The sequence below is a fragment of the Mesorhizobium montanum genome (assembly GCF_033977145.1).
GTDB lineage: Bacteria > Pseudomonadota > Alphaproteobacteria > Rhizobiales > Rhizobiaceae > Mesorhizobium > Mesorhizobium montanum.
The window spans coordinates 1-17496 of the sequence record NZ_JAVIJF010000012.1 but is presented as its reverse complement, the minus strand read 5'-3'; the positions used below and the strand labels follow the sequence as shown (position 1 = coordinate 17496).

Here is a 17496-nt window from a genome sequence, read left to right as displayed (position 1 = left end):
AACGCACGGCATGGCTTGAGCGCCGGCAGGTGGTGTTGCCGGCGCGTTTCGCGTAAGGGGTGACGATGCGTATTGTCGGGAAGATTCCGCTGGCCGTCGCCTTGGGCCTGCTCACCGCGCCTGTCGCTCAGGCGGGCGAGGGCAGCTGGATATCCGGCGACTGGTATCTGACGCTCGGCGCCACCGGCCTGGTTGCCCCGAATTTCGAGGGCGGCAAAAAATATATGCTCAGCGCCCAGCCGATCATCTCGCTCGGCAAGGTCGGCCCCGAGGCGCGTTTCACCTCGCGCAACGACAACATCTCGCTGGCGCTGATCGATGACGGCTCCGTTCGCGCCGGCTTGACCGGCAAGTTGGTTTTCTCGCGCGAAAGCAAGGACGAATTGAAAGGCCTCGATCCGGTGCGCTGGGGCGGCGAGGTCGGCGGCTTCTTCGAATTCTATCCGCTGGATTGGGTGAGGGCCCGGGCGGAACTGCGGCACGGCATCCGCGCCCATAACGGCTTCGTCGCCGACATTGCGGCTGACGCCTTCTACGACATCACGCCGACCGTACGCATCTCCGGCGGTCCGCGCGTGTCCTTCGCCTCGTCCGACTATTTCGACGCCTATTACGGCGTCAACGCCAAGGAAGCGGCGGCTTCCGGCCTGAGCGAATACCATCCGGGCGGTGGGCTGAGATCGACCGGCCTCGGCGGTGCCATCACCTGGAAGGTGACCGAGCCGATGACGGCAAGCGTCTTCACCGAGTATTCGCGCCTGATGGGGCCGGCTGCCGGTTCCAGCCTGGTCAAGGAGCGGGGCGACCGTGACCAGTGGACCTTCGGTCTGTCGACCACCTACCGCTTCAATTTCACGATGTAGGCCGTGAAAGCGGCTTCATGCCTTGAAATCCGTGCTTTATTCCTGCCGCGCCATCCGCTAAAAGCCACGCCATGACGAGCTTTTCGCGCCTTTTCGCGATCGCGATACGAATTACGGGCCCGGTGTTCCGGGCGGCCTGAGCGCCGCTGGAGCCGCCGGGAGTTTTCGCGCGCGCCCCTCGCGCTTTTTTCATGAACATCGACGCATATCGCCCAAAACAGGGCTCCGGCTTTGGAAAACGATATGCGTGAAGGCAAAGACTTCAACGCCCGGGCTTTTCGCCGCCGGGCACCTGAGATGGCAGATCAATGACCGATACCGTTGAAACGATCGACTATTCCAAAACGCTTTATTTGCCGCAGACGGATTTCCCGATGCGCGCCGGCCTGCCCGAGAAGGAGCCCGGCCTGGTCAAGCGCTGGCAGGACATGGACCTCTACAGGAAGCTGCGCGAGGAGGCCGCCGGCCGCGAGAAATTCGTGCTGCATGACGGCCCGCCCTACGCCAACGGCAACATCCATATCGGCCATGCGCTGAACAAGATCCTCAAGGACGTCATCAACCGCTCCTTCCAGATGCGCGGCTATGACGCCAATTACGTGCCGGGCTGGGACTGCCATGGTCTGCCGATCGAATGGAAGATCGAGGAGCAGTACCGCGCCAAGGGCAAGAACAAGGACGAGGTGCCGGTCAACGAGTTCCGCAGGGAATGCCGTGACTTCGCCGCCCACTGGATCAAGGTTCAGGGCGGCGAGTTCCAGCGCCTCGGCGTCATCGGCGATTTCGACAACCCCTATACGACCATGGCTTACCACGCCGAGTCGCGCATCGCCGGCGAATTGCTGAAATTCGCCATGTCCGGCCAGCTCTATCGCGGCTCGAAGCCGGTGATGTGGAGTGTGGTCGAGCGCACCGCGCTGGCCGAGGCCGAGGTCGAATACCAGGATTATGAGAGCGACACGATCTGGGTGAAGTTTCCGGTCGCAAGCCTCGCGCAGCCGGTTGCCGACGCCGCGCCGGCGCTGGATGGGACCGCGCTCGATCTGGTCGAGGCGCATGTCGTCATCTGGACGACCACGCCCTGGACCATCCCCGGCAACCGCGCCGTCAGCTATTCGCCGCGCGTCGCCTATGGCCTCTATGAAGTGACGGCGGCCGAGAACGCCTTCGGCCCGCAGCCCGGCGAGAAGCTGATCTTTGCCGACGCGCTCGCGCAAGAGAGCGCGGCCAAGGCGAAAGTCACCTTGAACCGGCTCCACAGCGTCTCGGCCGAACAGCTTGCCAGCCTTACGCTTTCGCATCCCTTCAAGGGGCTCGGCGGTGGTTATGAATACCCCGTGCCGACGATCGCCGGCGAGCATGTCACCGACGATGCCGGTACCGGCTTCGTCCACACGGCGCCGAGCCACGGCCGCGAGGACTTCGACGCCTGGATGGACGCGGCCTCGGAACTGCGCGAGCGCGGCGTCGACACCGCGATCCCGTTTCCGGTCGACGATGCCGGCTTCTTCACCAGGGACGCGCCGGGCTTCGGCCCGGACCGCGAGGGTGGGCCGGCGCGCGTCATCGACGACAACGGCAAGAAGGGCAACGCCAATCAGGCGGTGATCGAGGAATTGATCAAGCGCAACGCGCTGTTCGCGCGCGGCCGGCTGAAGCACAGCTACCCGCATTCCTGGCGCTCGAAGAAGCCGATCATCTTCCGCAACACGCCGCAATGGTTCGTCTATATGGACAAGGACCTCGGCGACGGCACGACGCTGCGCAGCCGCGCGCTGAAGGCGATCGACGACACCCGTTTCGTGCCGGCGGCCGGCCAGAACCGCATCCGCGCCATGATCGAGGAGCGTCCCGACTGGGTGCTGTCGCGCCAACGCGCCTGGGGCGTGCCGATCGCCGTCTTCGCCGACGAGGACGGCAATGTGCTGAAGGACGAGGCCGTCAACCAGCGCATCATGGAGGCCTTCGAGAAGGAGGGCGCCGACGCCTGGTTCGCCGAGGGCGCCAGGGAGCGCTTCCTCGGCAATCACGATGCTTCGAAATGGCACCAGGTGATGGACATCCTTGACGTCTGGTTCGATTCCGGCTCGACGCACGTCTTCACGCTTGAAGACCGCCCGGACCTCAAATGGCCGGCCGACGTCTATCTCGAGGGCTCCGACCAGCATCGCGGCTGGTTCCATTCCTCGCTGCTCGAAAGCTGCGGCACCAGGGGCAGGGCGCCCTACGAGGCGGTCATCACCCATGGCTTCACCATGGATGAGGAAGGCCGCAAGATGTCGAAGTCGCTCGGCAACACCGTGGTGCCGCAGGACGTCATCAAGCAGTCCGGCGCCGATATCCTGCGGCTCTGGGTGGTGACGACCGATTATTGGGAGGACCAGCGGCTCGGCAAGAACGTGCTGCAGACCAATATCGACGCCTATCGCAAGCTCCGGAACACCATCCGCTGGATGCTGGGCACGCTCGCCCATGACGACGGCAAGGATGTGCCGGTTGAGACGATGCCGGAACTCGAGCGGCTGATGCTGCACCGGCTGTCCGAGCTCGACGATCTGGTGCGCCAGGGCTACGACGCGTTCGAGTTCAAGCGCGTCACGCGCGCGCTGCTCGACTTCATGGTCGTCGAGCTTTCGGCCTTCTATTTCGACATCCGCAAGGACGCGCTTTACTGCGACGGCCCGTCGAGCCTGCGCCGCAGGGCGGCCGTGCAAGTGGTGCGCCACCTCTTCGACTGCTTGGTGAAGTGGCTGGCGCCGATGCTGCCCTTCACCACCGAGGAAGCTTGGCTCGACCGCCATCCGGAATCAGTTTCGGTCCATCTCGACCAGTTCCCGGCGATCCCGCAGAACTGGCGCAACGAGGCGCTGGCCGAAAAATGGCGCAAGGTGAGGCAGGTGCGCCGCGTCGTCACCGGCGCGCTGGAGATCGCGCGCGCCGAGAAGCTGATCGGCTCTTCGCTGGAAGCCGTGCCGGTGGTCACCATCGACGACGCGTCGCTGGAAGCGGCGATCGCCGATGTCGACATGGCCGAGATGGCGATCACCAGCGACCTCGTCATCAAGCATGGCAGGGCGCCGGAAGGCGCCTTCACGCTCGACGACGTCAAGGGCGTGGCGGTGGTTGTGGAAAAGGCCGAGGATCGTGGGCTCGTCAAATGCGCGCGTTCCTGGCGCTACACCGCCGATGTCGGGCAGACCCCGGAATTCCCGGATGTCTCGGCCCGGGACGCGGCCGTGCTGCACGAGCTGAAGGCGCTCGGGCGGCTCTAGGTGCATGTCGCCCAAAAGTGTGCAGCGGTTTCGGGCTAACGACATGCACCAACCAAATAAGTGCATGTCGCCCGAAAGTGTGCAGCGGTTTTGGGTTAACGACATGCACCGGTCAAATAAGCGCATTGTCGCCCGAAAGGTGTGCAGCGGTTTCGGGTTAACGACATGCACCGGTCAAATAAGTGCATAAATGCCGCGGCGGGCGGTGCGAATCCGCCCGTGCGTTGCCCTTAATAAGTGGTTGAGGTAAACACGCGACACTCCGGCAGACAAATTGTCGCCGGATTTCCATCGCAAATGCGGGGAAGAAGGGGACCGTGCCCTTGGCCGGTGGCTACCGAAAGGCTGTTAGAGTGGGACTTTTTGGCATGACCGACAGAACGTTTGCGCGCGCCGCGCTGCTGGCGCCGCTTGTGGCATCGGCCATTGCTCTGTCCGGCTGTATGGGTTCGCCTACCTACGGAACCGACAAGACCGCCGGCGCCCAACTCTTCGACGACGTTAGCGGTGCCGCCTCGATCATGCCGAAGCGCCGCGATCCGATCGACTACAAGCCGCGCCCCGATCTGGTGAAGCCTGGCCCCGGGCAGAAGGAAAACCTGCCGCCGCCGCAACAGAGCATCGAGACGGCGAGCACTGAATGGCCCGAATCGCCCGAGGCGCGCCGCGCCCGCATCCGCGCCGACGCCACCGCGCACCAGAACGATCCGAACTACCAGCCGGAAGCGGTCGAGGACGTGCAGACCGATCCGGCAGCAGTGAAGAAGGCAATGGCGGAGTCGGGCTCCTCACATCCTCCGCGCTGGTCGCCGGATGATTCCAACGCTACCCGCAAAACTGAGATCCAGCGCCGGCTCGCCGAACAGAAGCAGGGCGATCCGACCGTGCGCAGATATCTGAGCGAGCCGCCGCTTGCCTATCGCCAGGCCTCCGCCGCCGCACCGCAGAACGAACTCGGCGAGGACGAGTTCAAGAAGGAGCGCCGCCTCAAGGCGCAGGCGGAAGGCAAGAAGGGCGGCTGGTTCGACTGGCTTGGCCTCTGAAGCCGGCTCGGCCGCCACGGGCTACAAATCTCTTCTCTCGCGAAAAAAACCCTTGAGGATGAGAGCGGCTTCGCTCTCGCCGATCCCCGGATAGATGTCGGGCGTGTGGTGACAGGTGGGCGAAGCGAAGAAGCGCACACCGTTGACCACTGCGCCGCCTTTCTCGTCGGCGGCACCGAAATAGAGCCGCCGCAGCCTGGCGAAGGAGATCGCGCCGGCGCACATGGCGCAGGGCTCCAGCGTCACATAGAGGTCGTGGCCGGTCAGCCGCTCGCTGGCGAGCTTCCGGCAGGCTTCGCGGATCGCCAGCATCTCGGCATGCGCGGTCGGGTCCGCGAGTTCACGCGTGCGGTTGCCGGCTTTCGCGACCACTGTGTTGCCATTGGCGATCACAGCGCCGACCGGCACTTCGCCACGGTTCGCCGCTGTCTCGGCCTCTTCAAGCGCCAAGGCCATGAAATCAGGCCGCTTCACGCGGTTTCCATTCCGATTACTCCTCGCCACCCGGCAGTGATCCTGTTATCTAGCGCGAGACCATGAAAACCGGAATCGGTTTTTGCCGCGCCGCTGGATGCGCAAAATCAAGATGACACTGCCTGCGTTGGGCGTCCGAAAGGGCGCGCGGCGCTGTAGCAGATGAAGACGAGCAAAGTAATGGACGACGACAAGAAATCTTCACGCGGGCCGCGCAAAGGCGGCTCGAAGCCGACGGGCCAGCGTGGCCGCGACGGCAAGCCGGGCTTCGGTGCCAAGAGACCGTTCGTGAAGCGCGATCGGCCGAAGGTCGCGGAAGGCGAACGCCCCGCGCGCGATGTCGACGGCAAGGGCCGCGACTTCAAACGCAGTTACAAGCCACGCGAAGCAGGCGAGAGTGCCGAGCGCGGCGAGCGCCCGTTCCGCAAGGGACCGCGCCCGGAAGGCAAGCCGTTCGAGAAGCGCGAGGGACAGCGCAAATCCTTTGGCGCGCGCGGTGATCGTCCTGGAGCGGCCGAGGGCGAGCGTCGCGAGTTCAAGCGTAGCTACAAGCCGCGTGAAACTGGAGATGGCGCCGAAGGCCGCGAACAGCCGTTCCGCAAGGGTCCGCCGCGCGACGGCAAGCCTTTCGAGAAGCGCGAGGGTAGCAAGCCCTATACGCCACGCGGTGACAGGCCGGCGGCGGCCGAAGGCGAGCGCCGTTTCGATCGTCCCAAGCGTGATTTCAATGATCGCCCCGGACGCGACTTTGCCGACCGGCCGAAGCGTGAAGGCGGCGCCGAATTTGCCGAGCGCCCGAAGCGTGATTTCAGCGATCGTCCGCCGCGCGACCGCGCCGCAAGTAAGCCGGAGGGTGGCTTCATGCCACGTCCGCGTCCTTCGGAAGTAGCGCCGGAGACCGGCGAGCGCATCGCCAAGCGGCTGGCGCGCGCCGGCATCGCATCGCGCCGTGACGCCGAGGAACTGATCGCGGCCGGCCGCGTCAAGGTCAACGGCAAGGTGCTCGCCTCGCCTGCTTTCAACGTCGACGCCAACGATGTCATCCATTTGGACGGCACCGAGATCCCGCCGATCGAGCGCACGCGTTTGTTCCTGTTCCACAAGCCGGCGGGCCTCGTCACCACCAACCGCGACCCGGAAGGCCGCAAGACCGTCTTCGACGTGCTGCCGTCCGACCTGCCGCGGCTGATGACGATCGGCCGGCTCGACATCAACACCGAAGGCCTGCTTCTGCTGACCAATGACGGCGGGCTGTCGCGGGTGCTCGAACTGCCGGCCACCGGCTGGCTCAGGCGCTACCGCGCGCGCGTCCACGGCAAGGTCGAGGAGAGCGCGCTTGCCGGCCTGCGCGACGGCATTGCCGTCGACGGCGCCTTCTACGGTTCCATCGAGGCATCGCTCGACCGCGAGCAGGGCACCAACGCCTGGCTGACGCTGGGCTTGCGCGAAGGCAAGAACCGCGAGGTGAAGAACATCCTCGGCGCGCTCGGCCTCGAGGTGACGCGGCTGATCCGCATCTCCTACGGGCCGTTCCAGCTCGAGGATCTGCCCGAGGGCCATGTGCTGGAGATCAAGGGCCGCGTGCTGCGCGAGCAACTCGGCGAGCGGCTGATCGAGGAAGCCGGCGCCAATTTCGATGCCGAGATCCAAAAACCTTTCTCCAACAAGCCGGTGCGCGGCAGCGCGTCGCGTCGCGAAGAAGAGGCCGACAGGCCGAAATTCACGCGCGACGGTGACCGCCGGCCGATCGGCGAAGGCGGGTTGATCAAGGCCCGCAAGCGTCGCGAAGGCAGCCGTGACGAGGCGCTGAGCAAGCTCTCGACGAAGCCAGAAAGGACATTTGGCGAGCGCGGCGGGAAGTTCGACAGCGGCGGTTTCGGCGACAAGCCGCGTGGCGGGTTTGGCGACAAGCCGCGTTTTGGCGGCAAGAAATCCGAGCGCGAGCAGCGGCCGATCGAGCCGCCGGGCCAGCGCAAGGCCAATGTCTGGATGGCTCCGGGCGCCCGGCCGATCGGCAAGGGCAGGGCGGAAGCCGACGCCGCCAAGGCCGCCGAGGCGAAGGCGCGCAAGGCAGCCTACAAGCCGGGCGGCAAGGGCAAGCCGGGCGCAAAGCCGTTCGGCAAGCCCCGCGGCGAGCGCCTCGAAGGCGATGGCGGCAACAGGCCGCGTGGTCCGAAGAGGGGCGGCGATGCGGATCGTCGGCGGTGAGTTCCGCGGGCGTCCGCTGGCGACGCCAAAAAGCAATGCCATCCGTCCGACCACCGACCGCACCCGCGAGGCGGTGTTCAATGTCTTGGCGCATCGCTACGCCGAAAAGCTCGAAGGCGGCCGTGTACTCGACCTTTTTGCCGGCACGGGCGCGCTGGGACTGGAAGCGTTGTCGCGCGGCGCCTCTTACTGCGTCTTCATCGAGGAATCGACGGAGGGCCGCGGCCTGATCCGCGAGAATGTCGAGGCCTACGGGCTCACCGGCCGCACCAAGATCTTCCGTCGCGACGCCACCCATCTCGGCGAAGCCGGCACGATCTCGGCCTTTGATCTCATCTTCGCCGATCCGCCCTATGGCAAAGGGCTGGGCGAGCGCGCGCTGCGCTCGGCCAAGGCCGGCGGCTGGCTTATGCCTGGCGCGCTCTGCGTCGTCGAGGAGGCGGCCTCGGCGCCGTTCGAGCCGGGCGCCGGTTTTTCGGTAATGGATGAGCGCAATTACGGCGAAACGGTTATCCGGTTTATCGAGGTTGGGTGAGCCGGGCGCTCCCTCTTCTGCCGCAAGGGAAGAAGGAAAAGACGCAACCGCCTCGAAAATGCCGAACAATTCACTTTGCCTCGCCAGCGAACCTTGCCTATCGTCGCGCAACCGGAAACCGGAGAACTTGATGACACCAACGCGGATTGGGCTGCGCGCGGCGCTTCTTGTCGGCACGCTGGCGCTCGCGGCGGCGGCCCCGGCCCGCGCGGCCGACGACGGCGAGGTCAAGGATTTCCTGCTCGACAACGGCATGGAAGTGGTCGTCATTCCGGATCATCGCGCGCCGATCGTCACCCACATGGTCTGGTACAAGATCGGCAGCGCCGACGAGCCGCCAGGCAAATCCGGCATCGCGCATTTCTTCGAGCATCTGATGTTCAAGGCCACGACCAACCACGTCGCCGGCGAATTCGACAGCGCCGTATCCGAAATCGGCGGCTCCAACAACGCCTTCACCTCCTACGACTACACCGCCTTCCACGAGACGGTGCCGCCTTCGGCGCTTGAGGAGATGATGGGTTTCGAGGCCGATCGCATGCGCAACCTCATCCTGACCGACGATGTCATCAAGACCGAGCGCGACGTCATCCTGGAGGAGCGCCGCTCGCGCATCGACAGCAACCCGCAGGCGGTGCTGGATGAGGAGGTCGATGCCACGCTCTGGCAGAACCAGCCCTACCGCATTCCGGTGATCGGCTGGATGCAGGAAATGGAGCAGCTCAACCGTCCGGACGCCAAAGCCTTCTACGATAATTACTACCGGCCGAACAATGCGGTGCTGGTGGTGGCGGGCGACGTGGATACGGATGCCGTCAAAGCGATGGCCGAGCGCACCTACGGCAAGGTCGCGCGCGGCCCTGACCTGCGGCCGCGCATTCGTCCGGTCGAACCGGAGCAGAACACCAGGCGCACGGTGAGCCTCGCCGACGCGCGCGTCTCGGTGCCGAGCTTTTCGACGCAATGGGTTGTGCCGTCCTATCATACGGCGAAGCCCGGCGAAGCCGAGGCGCTCGACCTGCTGGCCGAGATCCTCGGCGGCGGCAACCGCAGCCGGCTTTATCAGGAGCTCGTCGTCAAGCAGGGGATCGCTTCCGAGGCGGCCGCCTACTTCCAGGGCACCATGCTCGATGCTACCAACTTTACCGTTTATGGCACCCCGCGCGGCGACGCCAAGCTTGCCGATTTAGAGGCAGCTGTCGATGCCGAGATCGCCCGCATCGTCAAGGACGGCGTGAGCGACGATGAGCTGGAGCGGGCCAAGACCCGCTATGTGCGCTCCATGATCTTCGCCCGCGACAAGCAGGCCGATATGGCCAACATGTATGGCTCGACACTTGCCACCGGCGGCAATGTCAAGGATGTCGAGGAATGGCCGGACCGCATCCGCAAGGTTACCGCCGACGAGGTCAAGGCGGTTGCCGTCCGCTACCTAGTGCTCGATCGCTCGACCACCGGCTATCTCTTGCCGCAGCAGCAGGCGGGGAATTGATGATGAGCATGGTTCTTGGCCGCATGAGCGCTTCTCCGTCCTCGGCAGGCGAGGAAGGCAAACTCTACCGCGCCGTTGCCACCCTTTGCTTCGCCCTGTTCTTCCTGCTTTTGCCGGTGCTTGCCGCGCGCGCCGAGATGAACATCCAGGAGGTGAAGTCGAAGAAGGGCATCACCGCCTGGCTGGTGGAGGATCATTCGATCCCGCTGGTTGCCATTCGCTTCGTCTTCGATGGCGGCAGCGCGCAGGATCCGGCCGGGAAGGGCGGCCTGGTCAATTTGATGACCGGCCTGTTCGACGAAGGCGCCTGCGACCTTGACAGCGACGCCTTCCAGCAGAAGCTCGACGATGCCGGCGCCGAGATGAGCTTCCAGGCCGCGCGCGATGGCACCTATGGCTCGATGCGCATGCTGTCGCAGGAGAGGAACGAGGCTTTCGACCTGCTCAAGCTTGCCGTCAACCAGCCGCGTTTCGACCAGGCGCCGATCGACCGTATCCGCGCCCAGGTGCTCTCCGGCATCCTCGCCAATGAGCGCGATCCGAACACGGTCGCTCAACAGCGCTGGCTGCGCGCCATTTATGGCGAACATCCTTATTCGCGCTCCGACCAGGGAACGAAGGACAGCCTAACCACCATTACCGCTGACGACATCAAGGCCTTCCACAGGGCCAATTTCGCCCGCAGCGGCCTGCATGTGGCGGTGGTCGGCGACATCGACGCCGCGACGCTCGGCAACAAACTGGACGACGTGTTCGGCGACTTGCCTGAAAAGCAGACGCTGGCTCCGGTGGCGGATGTGACGCCCAAGCTCGGGCAACAGCTTGAGGTGAATTACGATCTGCCGCAGACCTCGCTGCAGCTAGCTTGGCCGGGCGTGAAACGCACCGATCCGGATTTCTTTGCCGCGGTCTTGATGAACGAGATACTCGGCGGCTCGACCTTCACCTCCCGGCTCTTCGCCGAGGTGCGCGAGAAACGCGGCCTTGCCTATGGCGTCAGTTCAGATCTCGTCGACAACGAGCACTCCCACTCGCTGCTGGTGACGACGGCGACCCGTTCCGACCGCGCCGCCGAAACGCTTTCCATCGTGCGCCAGGTGGTGAAGGATATGGCTGAGAACGGCCCCACCGAGAAGGAGCTCGCGGCGATCAAGAAATACATGATCGGCGCCTACGCCATCAACAATCTGGATTCCTCCAGCTCCATTGCCTCGACGCTGGTCGAGCTGCAGATCGACGATCTCGGCATCGACTATATGAAGCGGCGCGCGGCTCTCATCAACGCGGTGACGCTCGCCGACGTCAAGGCCGTGGCGAAGAAGCTTCTGACGGTCGATCCCGCCGTGATGGTCATCGGCCCGCCGCTGGTGCAGATCGCGGGAAGCGGCAAGGGATGAGCCCGACCTTCGGGGTCGCCTTCGGCGGCGGCGGCGCGCGCGGGCTCGCGCATATCCACATCATCGAGGCTCTCGACGAACTCGGCATCAAGCCGGTGGCGATCGCCGGCTCGTCGATCGGCGCCATCATGGGCGCGGGCATGGCCGCCGGTATGACCGGGCCGCAGATCCACGACTACGCCCGTTCGATCCTCGGCAGCCGCGCCGAGGTGGCGGCGCGCATGTGGCGGTCGCGGCCGGGCACGATCGCCGAAGCCATGCAGGGCGGCATACGCGTCGGCCAGTTCAACATCGAGCGCATCCTGAAGGCTTTCCTGCCTGAGGATATCCCCGCCACCTTCGAAGAGCTGAAGATTCCGCTCAAGGTAACGGCGACCGACTATTTCGGCCACAAGCTCGCGGTGTTCACCGAGGGTGAATTGCATTCGGCGCTTGCCGCCTCCGCCGCCATTCCTGCCGTGTTCCGCCCGGTGATGCGCAATGACTGCCTGCTGATCGACGGTGGCATCTACAATCCCGTCCCTTTCGATCTCCTCGAAAAGGACGCCGACATCATCATCGCAATCGACGTGGTCGGTGCGCCGAGCGATGCCGAGCGCAAGCATCCGACCACGGTCGACCTGATGTATGGCGCCTCGCAGTTGATGATGCAGTCGATCATCGCCAACAAACTGCAACAGTCCGGACCTGACATCCTGATACGCCCAAAAGTCTCGAAATACCGTGTGCTCGACTTCCTCAAGATCGAGGCCCTGATGGCCGAGACCGTCGGGATCAAGGACGAGCTCAAGCGCGCTGTCGAGAAGGCGGTGGCCAAGCATGACGGCGGGCGAGGGAAGAAGGCGGTCTGAGAACCTCGCCCAGACTGCATCCCTTCGGCCGTATGCGCTGGCGACCGAGGTCTGACGCCTGAAGTCTGATGGCGCAACGCATAGGTCTCTCATAAGGCTGGACCTAAGAATAACGCAAAGTATTCTTTATACCCGGCTGGCCGCGCTCTTGCCTAGATTTGCGGGCCTGTCATTAATTCTTCATAGATTTGCCCGTTGACGCACGCTCCGGTAGAGTTAATAATATACTAATATAAGGTAGCGCAAATAATCTCCCGACCGGCAACAACGAGTTACGGCGCTACTGCGGGTGGGAATTTTGCAGGGCGGCTTCTGTAGCCGTCGTGGCCGTCAACCATTGAGCCACTGCCAGTCTGTGAACAGCCTTGGGGCTGGCCGTTCACGGGCCGGGTTGTTCGGTTGCTCGTGGTCGCATGGCAGTCTGATCTTATTCTCCCGCGAAGTTGGGCGCCGAACGTTTTTCGGCATGGCGCAGTTGGCCGCTTTGCGCGGGCCAATACGCCCATGGCGACGGCAGACGCGTTCGGGGATGCGAGGGGCGAGTCGTGGCTGTGGGGTTCGGTAACACGTCACTCCGGTTGATGGGCACAACCGTTGGCTCGGCGCAGGCGAAGGTGAGGCTTTTCGGCCTGGCCCTCGTCGCATGCGTGGCTATGTTTTTTCTGTTCGGCTCCAACCGGCATGCATCGATGGGCTCGATGCTCGTCGCGGCCGCGATGGCGGGTTTCGGTGGCCTGGCCATGTTCCGCGCCCGCGGCGGCGTTGCGCAAGACTCGGTGCAAAGTGCAGTCGGCGACGCACGCCCTCGCACCGCCACACGCGGCAAGCCGTCGGCGAGACCCGCAAGGCGGCGGCCGGCCGGCTCCGCTCGCTCGGAGCTCGCCGCGGCACTTGCCGGCTGCCGGTCGGCCTTCCTTGCGGTCGGGCTGTTCAGCGGCATGCTCAATGTGCTGATGCTGGCCGGCTCGCTCTACATGCTCGAGGTCTATGATCGCGTGCTGCCAAGCCGCAGCCTGCCGACACTCGTCGGCATTTCGATATTGCTCATCATTCTCTATTGCGGGCAGGGTTTTCTCGATTTCGTGCGGGCGCGGATTCTGGTGCGGATCGGCGGCGGCCTCGACGAGGCGCTTGGTCACCGCGTCTATACGTCGATGCTGAGATTGCCGCTGCGGGCCGGGCGCGAGGGCGACAGCCTGCAGCCGATGCGCGATCTCGACAGCGTGCGCGGCTTCCTGTCCGGCATAGGTCCGACGGCGCTTTTCGACCTGCCATGGATGCCGCTCTACCTGATCATCATCTTCATGTTCCACTGGGTGCTTGGCGTGACGGCGCTGTTCGGGGCGATCGTGCTGGTCGTGCTGACGATGCTTGCCGAACGGCTGACGCGAAAACCGGTATCGGCCGCCACCTTGAGCGGGAACCGGCGCGGTGGGCTTATCACTGCCGGCACTCGCAATGCTGAAGTGGTCGCCGCCATGGGCATGGCTGGCGGGCTGGCGTCGCGCTGGCAAGATGCCAACCTCGAATTCATTGCCGACCAGCGCAAGGTCAGCGACGTTGCCGGCAGCTTCGGCGCGGTATCGAAAGTACTGCGCATGCTGCTGCAGTCCTCCATGCTCGGCATCGGCGCCTGGCTGGTGATCGAACAGCAGGCGACGGCGGGCGTCATCATTGCCGCGTCCATCCTCAGCGGCCGCGCGCTGGCGCCGGTCGATCTCGCGATCGCCAACTGGAAAGGCTTCGTGAGCGCGCGTCAGGGCTGGCAACGGCTGACCAGAGTGCTCGCGGCCATGCCCGCCGAGGCCGAACCCATGCTGCTGCCGGCGCCAAGCGCCAATGTCGTGATGTACAACGCCGCCATCGCGGCTCCGGGTACGCAACGGTTGCTGGTCCACGATGCCAGCTTCGCCGTGGAGGCCGGCCACGGGCTCGGCATCATCGGCCCGAGCGGCTCGGGAAAGTCAACCCTGGTGCGGGCTCTCGTCGGGGCCTGGCAGCCTGTAGTCGGCCGCGTCAAGCTCGACGGCGCCGATCTCGACCAGTGGTCGTCGCAAGAGCGCGGGCGCCATATCGGCTACCTGCCGCAGGACGTGGAGCTGTTTGCCGGCACCGTTGCCGAAAACATCGCCCGCTTCGAGCCGGACGCCGACTCGGCCGCGATCATCACCGCGGCCAAGGCGGCTGGCGCGCACGAGCTGATCGTGGGTTTCCGCCAGGGTTACGAGACCGAGATCGGCGAGCATGGCGAGGCCCTTTCGGCCGGCCAGCGCCAGCGCATTGCCTTGGCCCGCGCGCTCTATCGCGATCCGTTCCTCGTAGTGCTCGACGAGCCGAATTCCAACCTCGACATGGACGGCGAGCAGGCATTGATCCGGGCCATGCTTGGCGTTCGCGAGCGCGGCGGCGTGATTATCATCGTCGCCCATCGCCCGAACGTGCTGACGGCCGTCGATTTCGTCCTGGCGATGAACCAGGGACGCGTCCATGACTTCGGACCGAAGGACGAGGTTTTCGCCAAGATGTTCCCGGCGTTGCGGTCGGTCCCGGCAGCCAATCCACCTCTGAGGGTGGCCGCGGAAAGCACCCCGCAGGCCGCCGCCACCGGAACTGAGGGAGGACATTAGCATGGCTGCGTTGGGCGCCTCCCATGCATCGATCCGCTTCTACACACGGCTTGGGCTCGGAGCCGTGCTGCTGCTTGGCGGAGGCGTCGGTGGCTGGGCCTCGGTCACCCAGATTGCCGGTGCGGTTATCGCCCCCGGCACGCTCGTCGTCGATTCCCACGTCAAGAACGTGCAGCATGCGACCGGCGGGATCGTCGCGGAGATCGATGCGCGCGACGGCGATCGCGTAAAAGCCGGCGACCTTTTGCTGCGCCTGGACCGCACCGTGCCGGCCGCCAATCTTGCGGTGGTGAGCAAGGCGCTCGACCAGCTCACGGCGCGCAAGGCGCGGCTGGATGCCGAGCGCCAGGGGAGCGATTCCATCTTCTTTCCAGGCGAGCTTTTGGACCGCGTCGCCGATCCTGACGTTGCCGAGGCGGTGACCGGCGAAAAGCAGCACTTTGAGACCCGGCGCACATCCCGCGCCGGCCAGAAGAGCCAGCTCGGGGAGCGCATAGCCCAGCTCGAGAAGGAGATCGCCGGCAACACCGCGCAGGCGGATGCCAAGAGCAAGGAGATCGAACTTGAGCAAAGGGAGCTCGCTTCGGTGCGCACGCTCTGGGCCAAGAAGCTCATCTCCATCGATCGCCTGACTGCGGCCGAGCGCGAGGCCACGCGCCTTGACGGCGAACGTGGCCAGCTCGTTGCCGTGCAGGCGCAGGCACAAGGGAGGATCGCCGAGATCAAGCTGCAGATCATCCAGATCGACCTTGACCTCAGTACCGAAGTGAACAAGGACCTGCGCGACATCGACGGCAGGGTGGGCGAGCTTCTGGAGCGCAAGGTCGCCGCCGAGGACCAGTTGAAGCGGGTTGACATCCGCGCCCCGCAGGACGGCATCGTTCAGCAGTCGATCGCCTACACGATCGGTGGCGTGGTCACGCCCGGCCAAACGATCATGCAGGTCGTGCCGGACAATGACAGCCTTGCCGTGGAAGCCAGGATCGCGCCCAGCGATATCGACAAGTTATGGGTCGGCCAGTCGGCGTCGCTGCGCTTTTCGGCATTCAACACACGCACGACGCCGCAGATCGATGGCGTGGTCGAGAGAACCTCGCCCGACATCACCACCGATCAGCGCACCGGCGTCAGCTACTACACCGTTCGCATCAAGACGACCGCCACCGAGGTCGCGCGCCTCGGCGAGGTCAAGCTGGTGCCTGGCATGCCGGTGGAATCCTTCATCAAGACCGAAGACCGTTCGGTGATGTCCTACCTGGTGAAGCCATTGCAGGACCAGATCACCCGAGCCTTTAGACAGTAAGTCCGCCTCCGGCGGGAAATTGAAAATAGAAACGATGATCAGTAACCGCATCAAATATTAAGGGGAATGTCATGGCCTCTAGTGATATTACGGACAATCTGACGACCGATCCGCTCGCGATAACCGACACCACCGCGACTGGAAGCACCGATCCCGTGCTACCGCTTGCAATCTCGCTCGACCAGGCGGATGCGGATTACGCGCCCGGCGAGACGGTGGGGATCACGACCACCAATGTCTCGGATGGCGGCACGTTCACCTTCCAGGTCGCCCACCTCAGCGCCGGCGCGGACGGCGTCCTCGGCACCGCGGACGATGTGCTCGCCTACGATCTCACCGGCACAGGCACGCCCTGGACCGTCACCGACGGCGGCGCCGGGGATCTGGACGGCGTTGTCAACGGCTCGATCCAGACGTCGTGGTACGTGAACGGCGACGCGGCAAACCAGGCATTCATGCTGACGGCCACTGACGATTTAGGCAACACGGCCACAACAACGTTCACGGATGCGCCGAAGACGCCGCCGACGACCTTTGCCTATGCCGACACCCATATCGACATAACCGCCGACAACACGATTTCAAGTGGGCCAGGTGGCGCTGTGTTCTCAAGCCGCGACACGGCGATTTTTCACAATCTGGTAACCGGTTCTTCCGGCACCGGCAATTGGTCGGTGTTCTCGCAGATTCAGAGCCAGGGTTCCTCCAGTCCGGAGCAAGGCTATAACAGCCCCGATGGCGTCTTGGATGAGAAGACCTCATCACAACACAACTCCGTCATTCTCCTGAACGGCCTGATCAAGGTCGATGCTGATGGTACGATTGACCCCAACGGAGCATACTACGCTTTCCGTCTGGATATGCACCAGACCGGGGCGAACCCGTTCCTGTCGCTTGACTCGCTGAAGATCTACCAATCGACCAATGGTGGTCTTACGAATGGTGACTTCACTTCGGGCCCGGACAATGTCGGTCCGCCCCCTGCCTTTGACTTCACTGCCTCTGGTACTCACGTAGCCTACGATATGAATGCCGGCGGGACCAATCACTCGGTCCTGATGGACGCCGAGTATGACAGCGGCAGCGGCGGCGGCGGCGACGTGATTGTTCTGGTGCCGACTGCCAATTTCAATCCTGCGAACGGCAACTTCCTGTATTTCTATTCCGCCATGGGATTCCAGGGTGGTGGTTGGCAGGACACTGGCACCTTCGAGGAATGGAGCGCGCTGAGCAATCCGGCGCCCTTCTCGGTCTCCGGCACCAAGTACGAGGACCTGACCGGCAACGGCAAGACGGCGGACGATATCGGCTGGACGCATGGTCCGGTGACGATCTTCATCGACGAGGACAACAGCGGCACATTGACCGCGGGCGACCTTTCGACGACGACCGATGCCAGCGGCAACTGGTCGATCGGCGGCCTGACGCTGG

General features: G+C 64.4%; 12 protein-coding genes. 11 read left to right on the top strand and 1 reads right to left on the bottom strand.

Annotated elements, in window-relative coordinates; all coding sequences use genetic code 11:
• Positions 1 to 65 precede the first annotated feature (65 nt).
• From RFM68_RS17135 to RFM68_RS17125, 3 genes are all read left to right on the top strand, one after another.
• Entirely contained in the window at positions 66 to 863 is a 798-nt protein-coding gene (locus RFM68_RS17135; RefSeq protein ID WP_320234171.1) for a MipA/OmpV family protein, read from the top strand.
• Between the two features lie 308 nt (positions 864 to 1171).
• On the top strand, positions 1172 to 4135 hold the full coding sequence (ileS, locus tag RFM68_RS17130; RefSeq protein WP_320234170.1) for an isoleucine--tRNA ligase: 2964 nt from the start codon (positions 1172 to 1174) through the stop codon (positions 4133 to 4135).
• A 368-nt stretch (positions 4136 to 4503) separates the two neighbouring features.
• Entirely contained in the window at positions 4504 to 5178 is a 675-nt protein-coding gene (locus RFM68_RS17125; protein WP_320234169.1) for a hypothetical protein, read from the top strand.
• Between the two features lie 21 nt (positions 5179 to 5199).
• Here RFM68_RS17125 and RFM68_RS17120 read toward each other — a convergent pair whose 3' ends face one another.
• Positions 5200 to 5652, bottom strand: coding sequence for a nucleoside deaminase (locus RFM68_RS17120; RefSeq protein ID WP_320234168.1), 453 nt, complete (start codon positions 5650 to 5652; stop codon positions 5200 to 5202).
• A gap of 180 nt (positions 5653 to 5832) precedes the next feature.
• Here RFM68_RS17120 and RFM68_RS17115 point away from each other — a divergent pair, with 180 nt between their 5' ends.
• The 8 genes from RFM68_RS17115 to RFM68_RS17080 all read left to right on the top strand — a co-directional run.
• Complete coding sequence (locus RFM68_RS17115; protein WP_320234375.1) at positions 5833 to 7860, top strand: pseudouridine synthase; 2028 nt, start codon at positions 5833 to 5835, stop codon at positions 7858 to 7860.
• Positions 7841 to 8395: a 16S rRNA (guanine(966)-N(2))-methyltransferase RsmD gene (rsmD, locus tag RFM68_RS17110; RefSeq protein ID WP_320234167.1), complete on the top strand. Its 555-nt coding sequence runs from the start codon at positions 7841 to 7843 to the stop codon at positions 8393 to 8395. The genes RFM68_RS17115 and rsmD overlap by 20 nt, the downstream gene beginning before the upstream one ends.
• A gap of 130 nt (positions 8396 to 8525) precedes the next feature.
• Positions 8526 to 9887, top strand: a complete 1362-nt coding sequence (locus RFM68_RS17105; RefSeq protein ID WP_320234165.1) for a M16 family metallopeptidase — start codon at positions 8526 to 8528, stop codon at positions 9885 to 9887.
• 2 nt (positions 9888 to 9889) lie between these two features.
• Positions 9890 to 11284, top strand: coding sequence for a M16 family metallopeptidase (locus RFM68_RS17100; protein ID WP_430694872.1), 1395 nt, complete (start codon positions 9890 to 9892; stop codon positions 11282 to 11284).
• Positions 11281 to 12135 (top strand): patatin-like phospholipase family protein, encoded by an 855-nt coding sequence (locus RFM68_RS17095; RefSeq protein WP_320234164.1) that lies wholly within the window; start codon positions 11281 to 11283, stop codon positions 12133 to 12135. The genes RFM68_RS17100 and RFM68_RS17095 overlap by 4 nt, the downstream gene beginning before the upstream one ends.
• Positions 12136 to 12716: 581 nt before the next feature.
• Complete coding sequence (locus RFM68_RS17090) at positions 12717 to 14762, top strand: type I secretion system permease/ATPase (RefSeq protein WP_320234162.1); 2046 nt, start codon at positions 12717 to 12719, stop codon at positions 14760 to 14762.
• A 1-nt stretch (position 14763) separates the two neighbouring features.
• Positions 14764 to 16065 carry an HlyD family type I secretion periplasmic adaptor subunit gene (locus tag RFM68_RS17085; RefSeq protein ID WP_320234161.1) on the top strand — a complete coding sequence of 434 codons (1302 nt, stop codon included), beginning with the start codon at positions 14764 to 14766 and terminating at the stop codon, positions 16063 to 16065.
• 71 nt (positions 16066 to 16136) lie between these two features.
• A partial coding sequence (locus tag RFM68_RS17080; RefSeq protein WP_320234160.1) for a hypothetical protein occupies positions 16137 to 17496 on the top strand: 1360 nt, incomplete at its 3' end.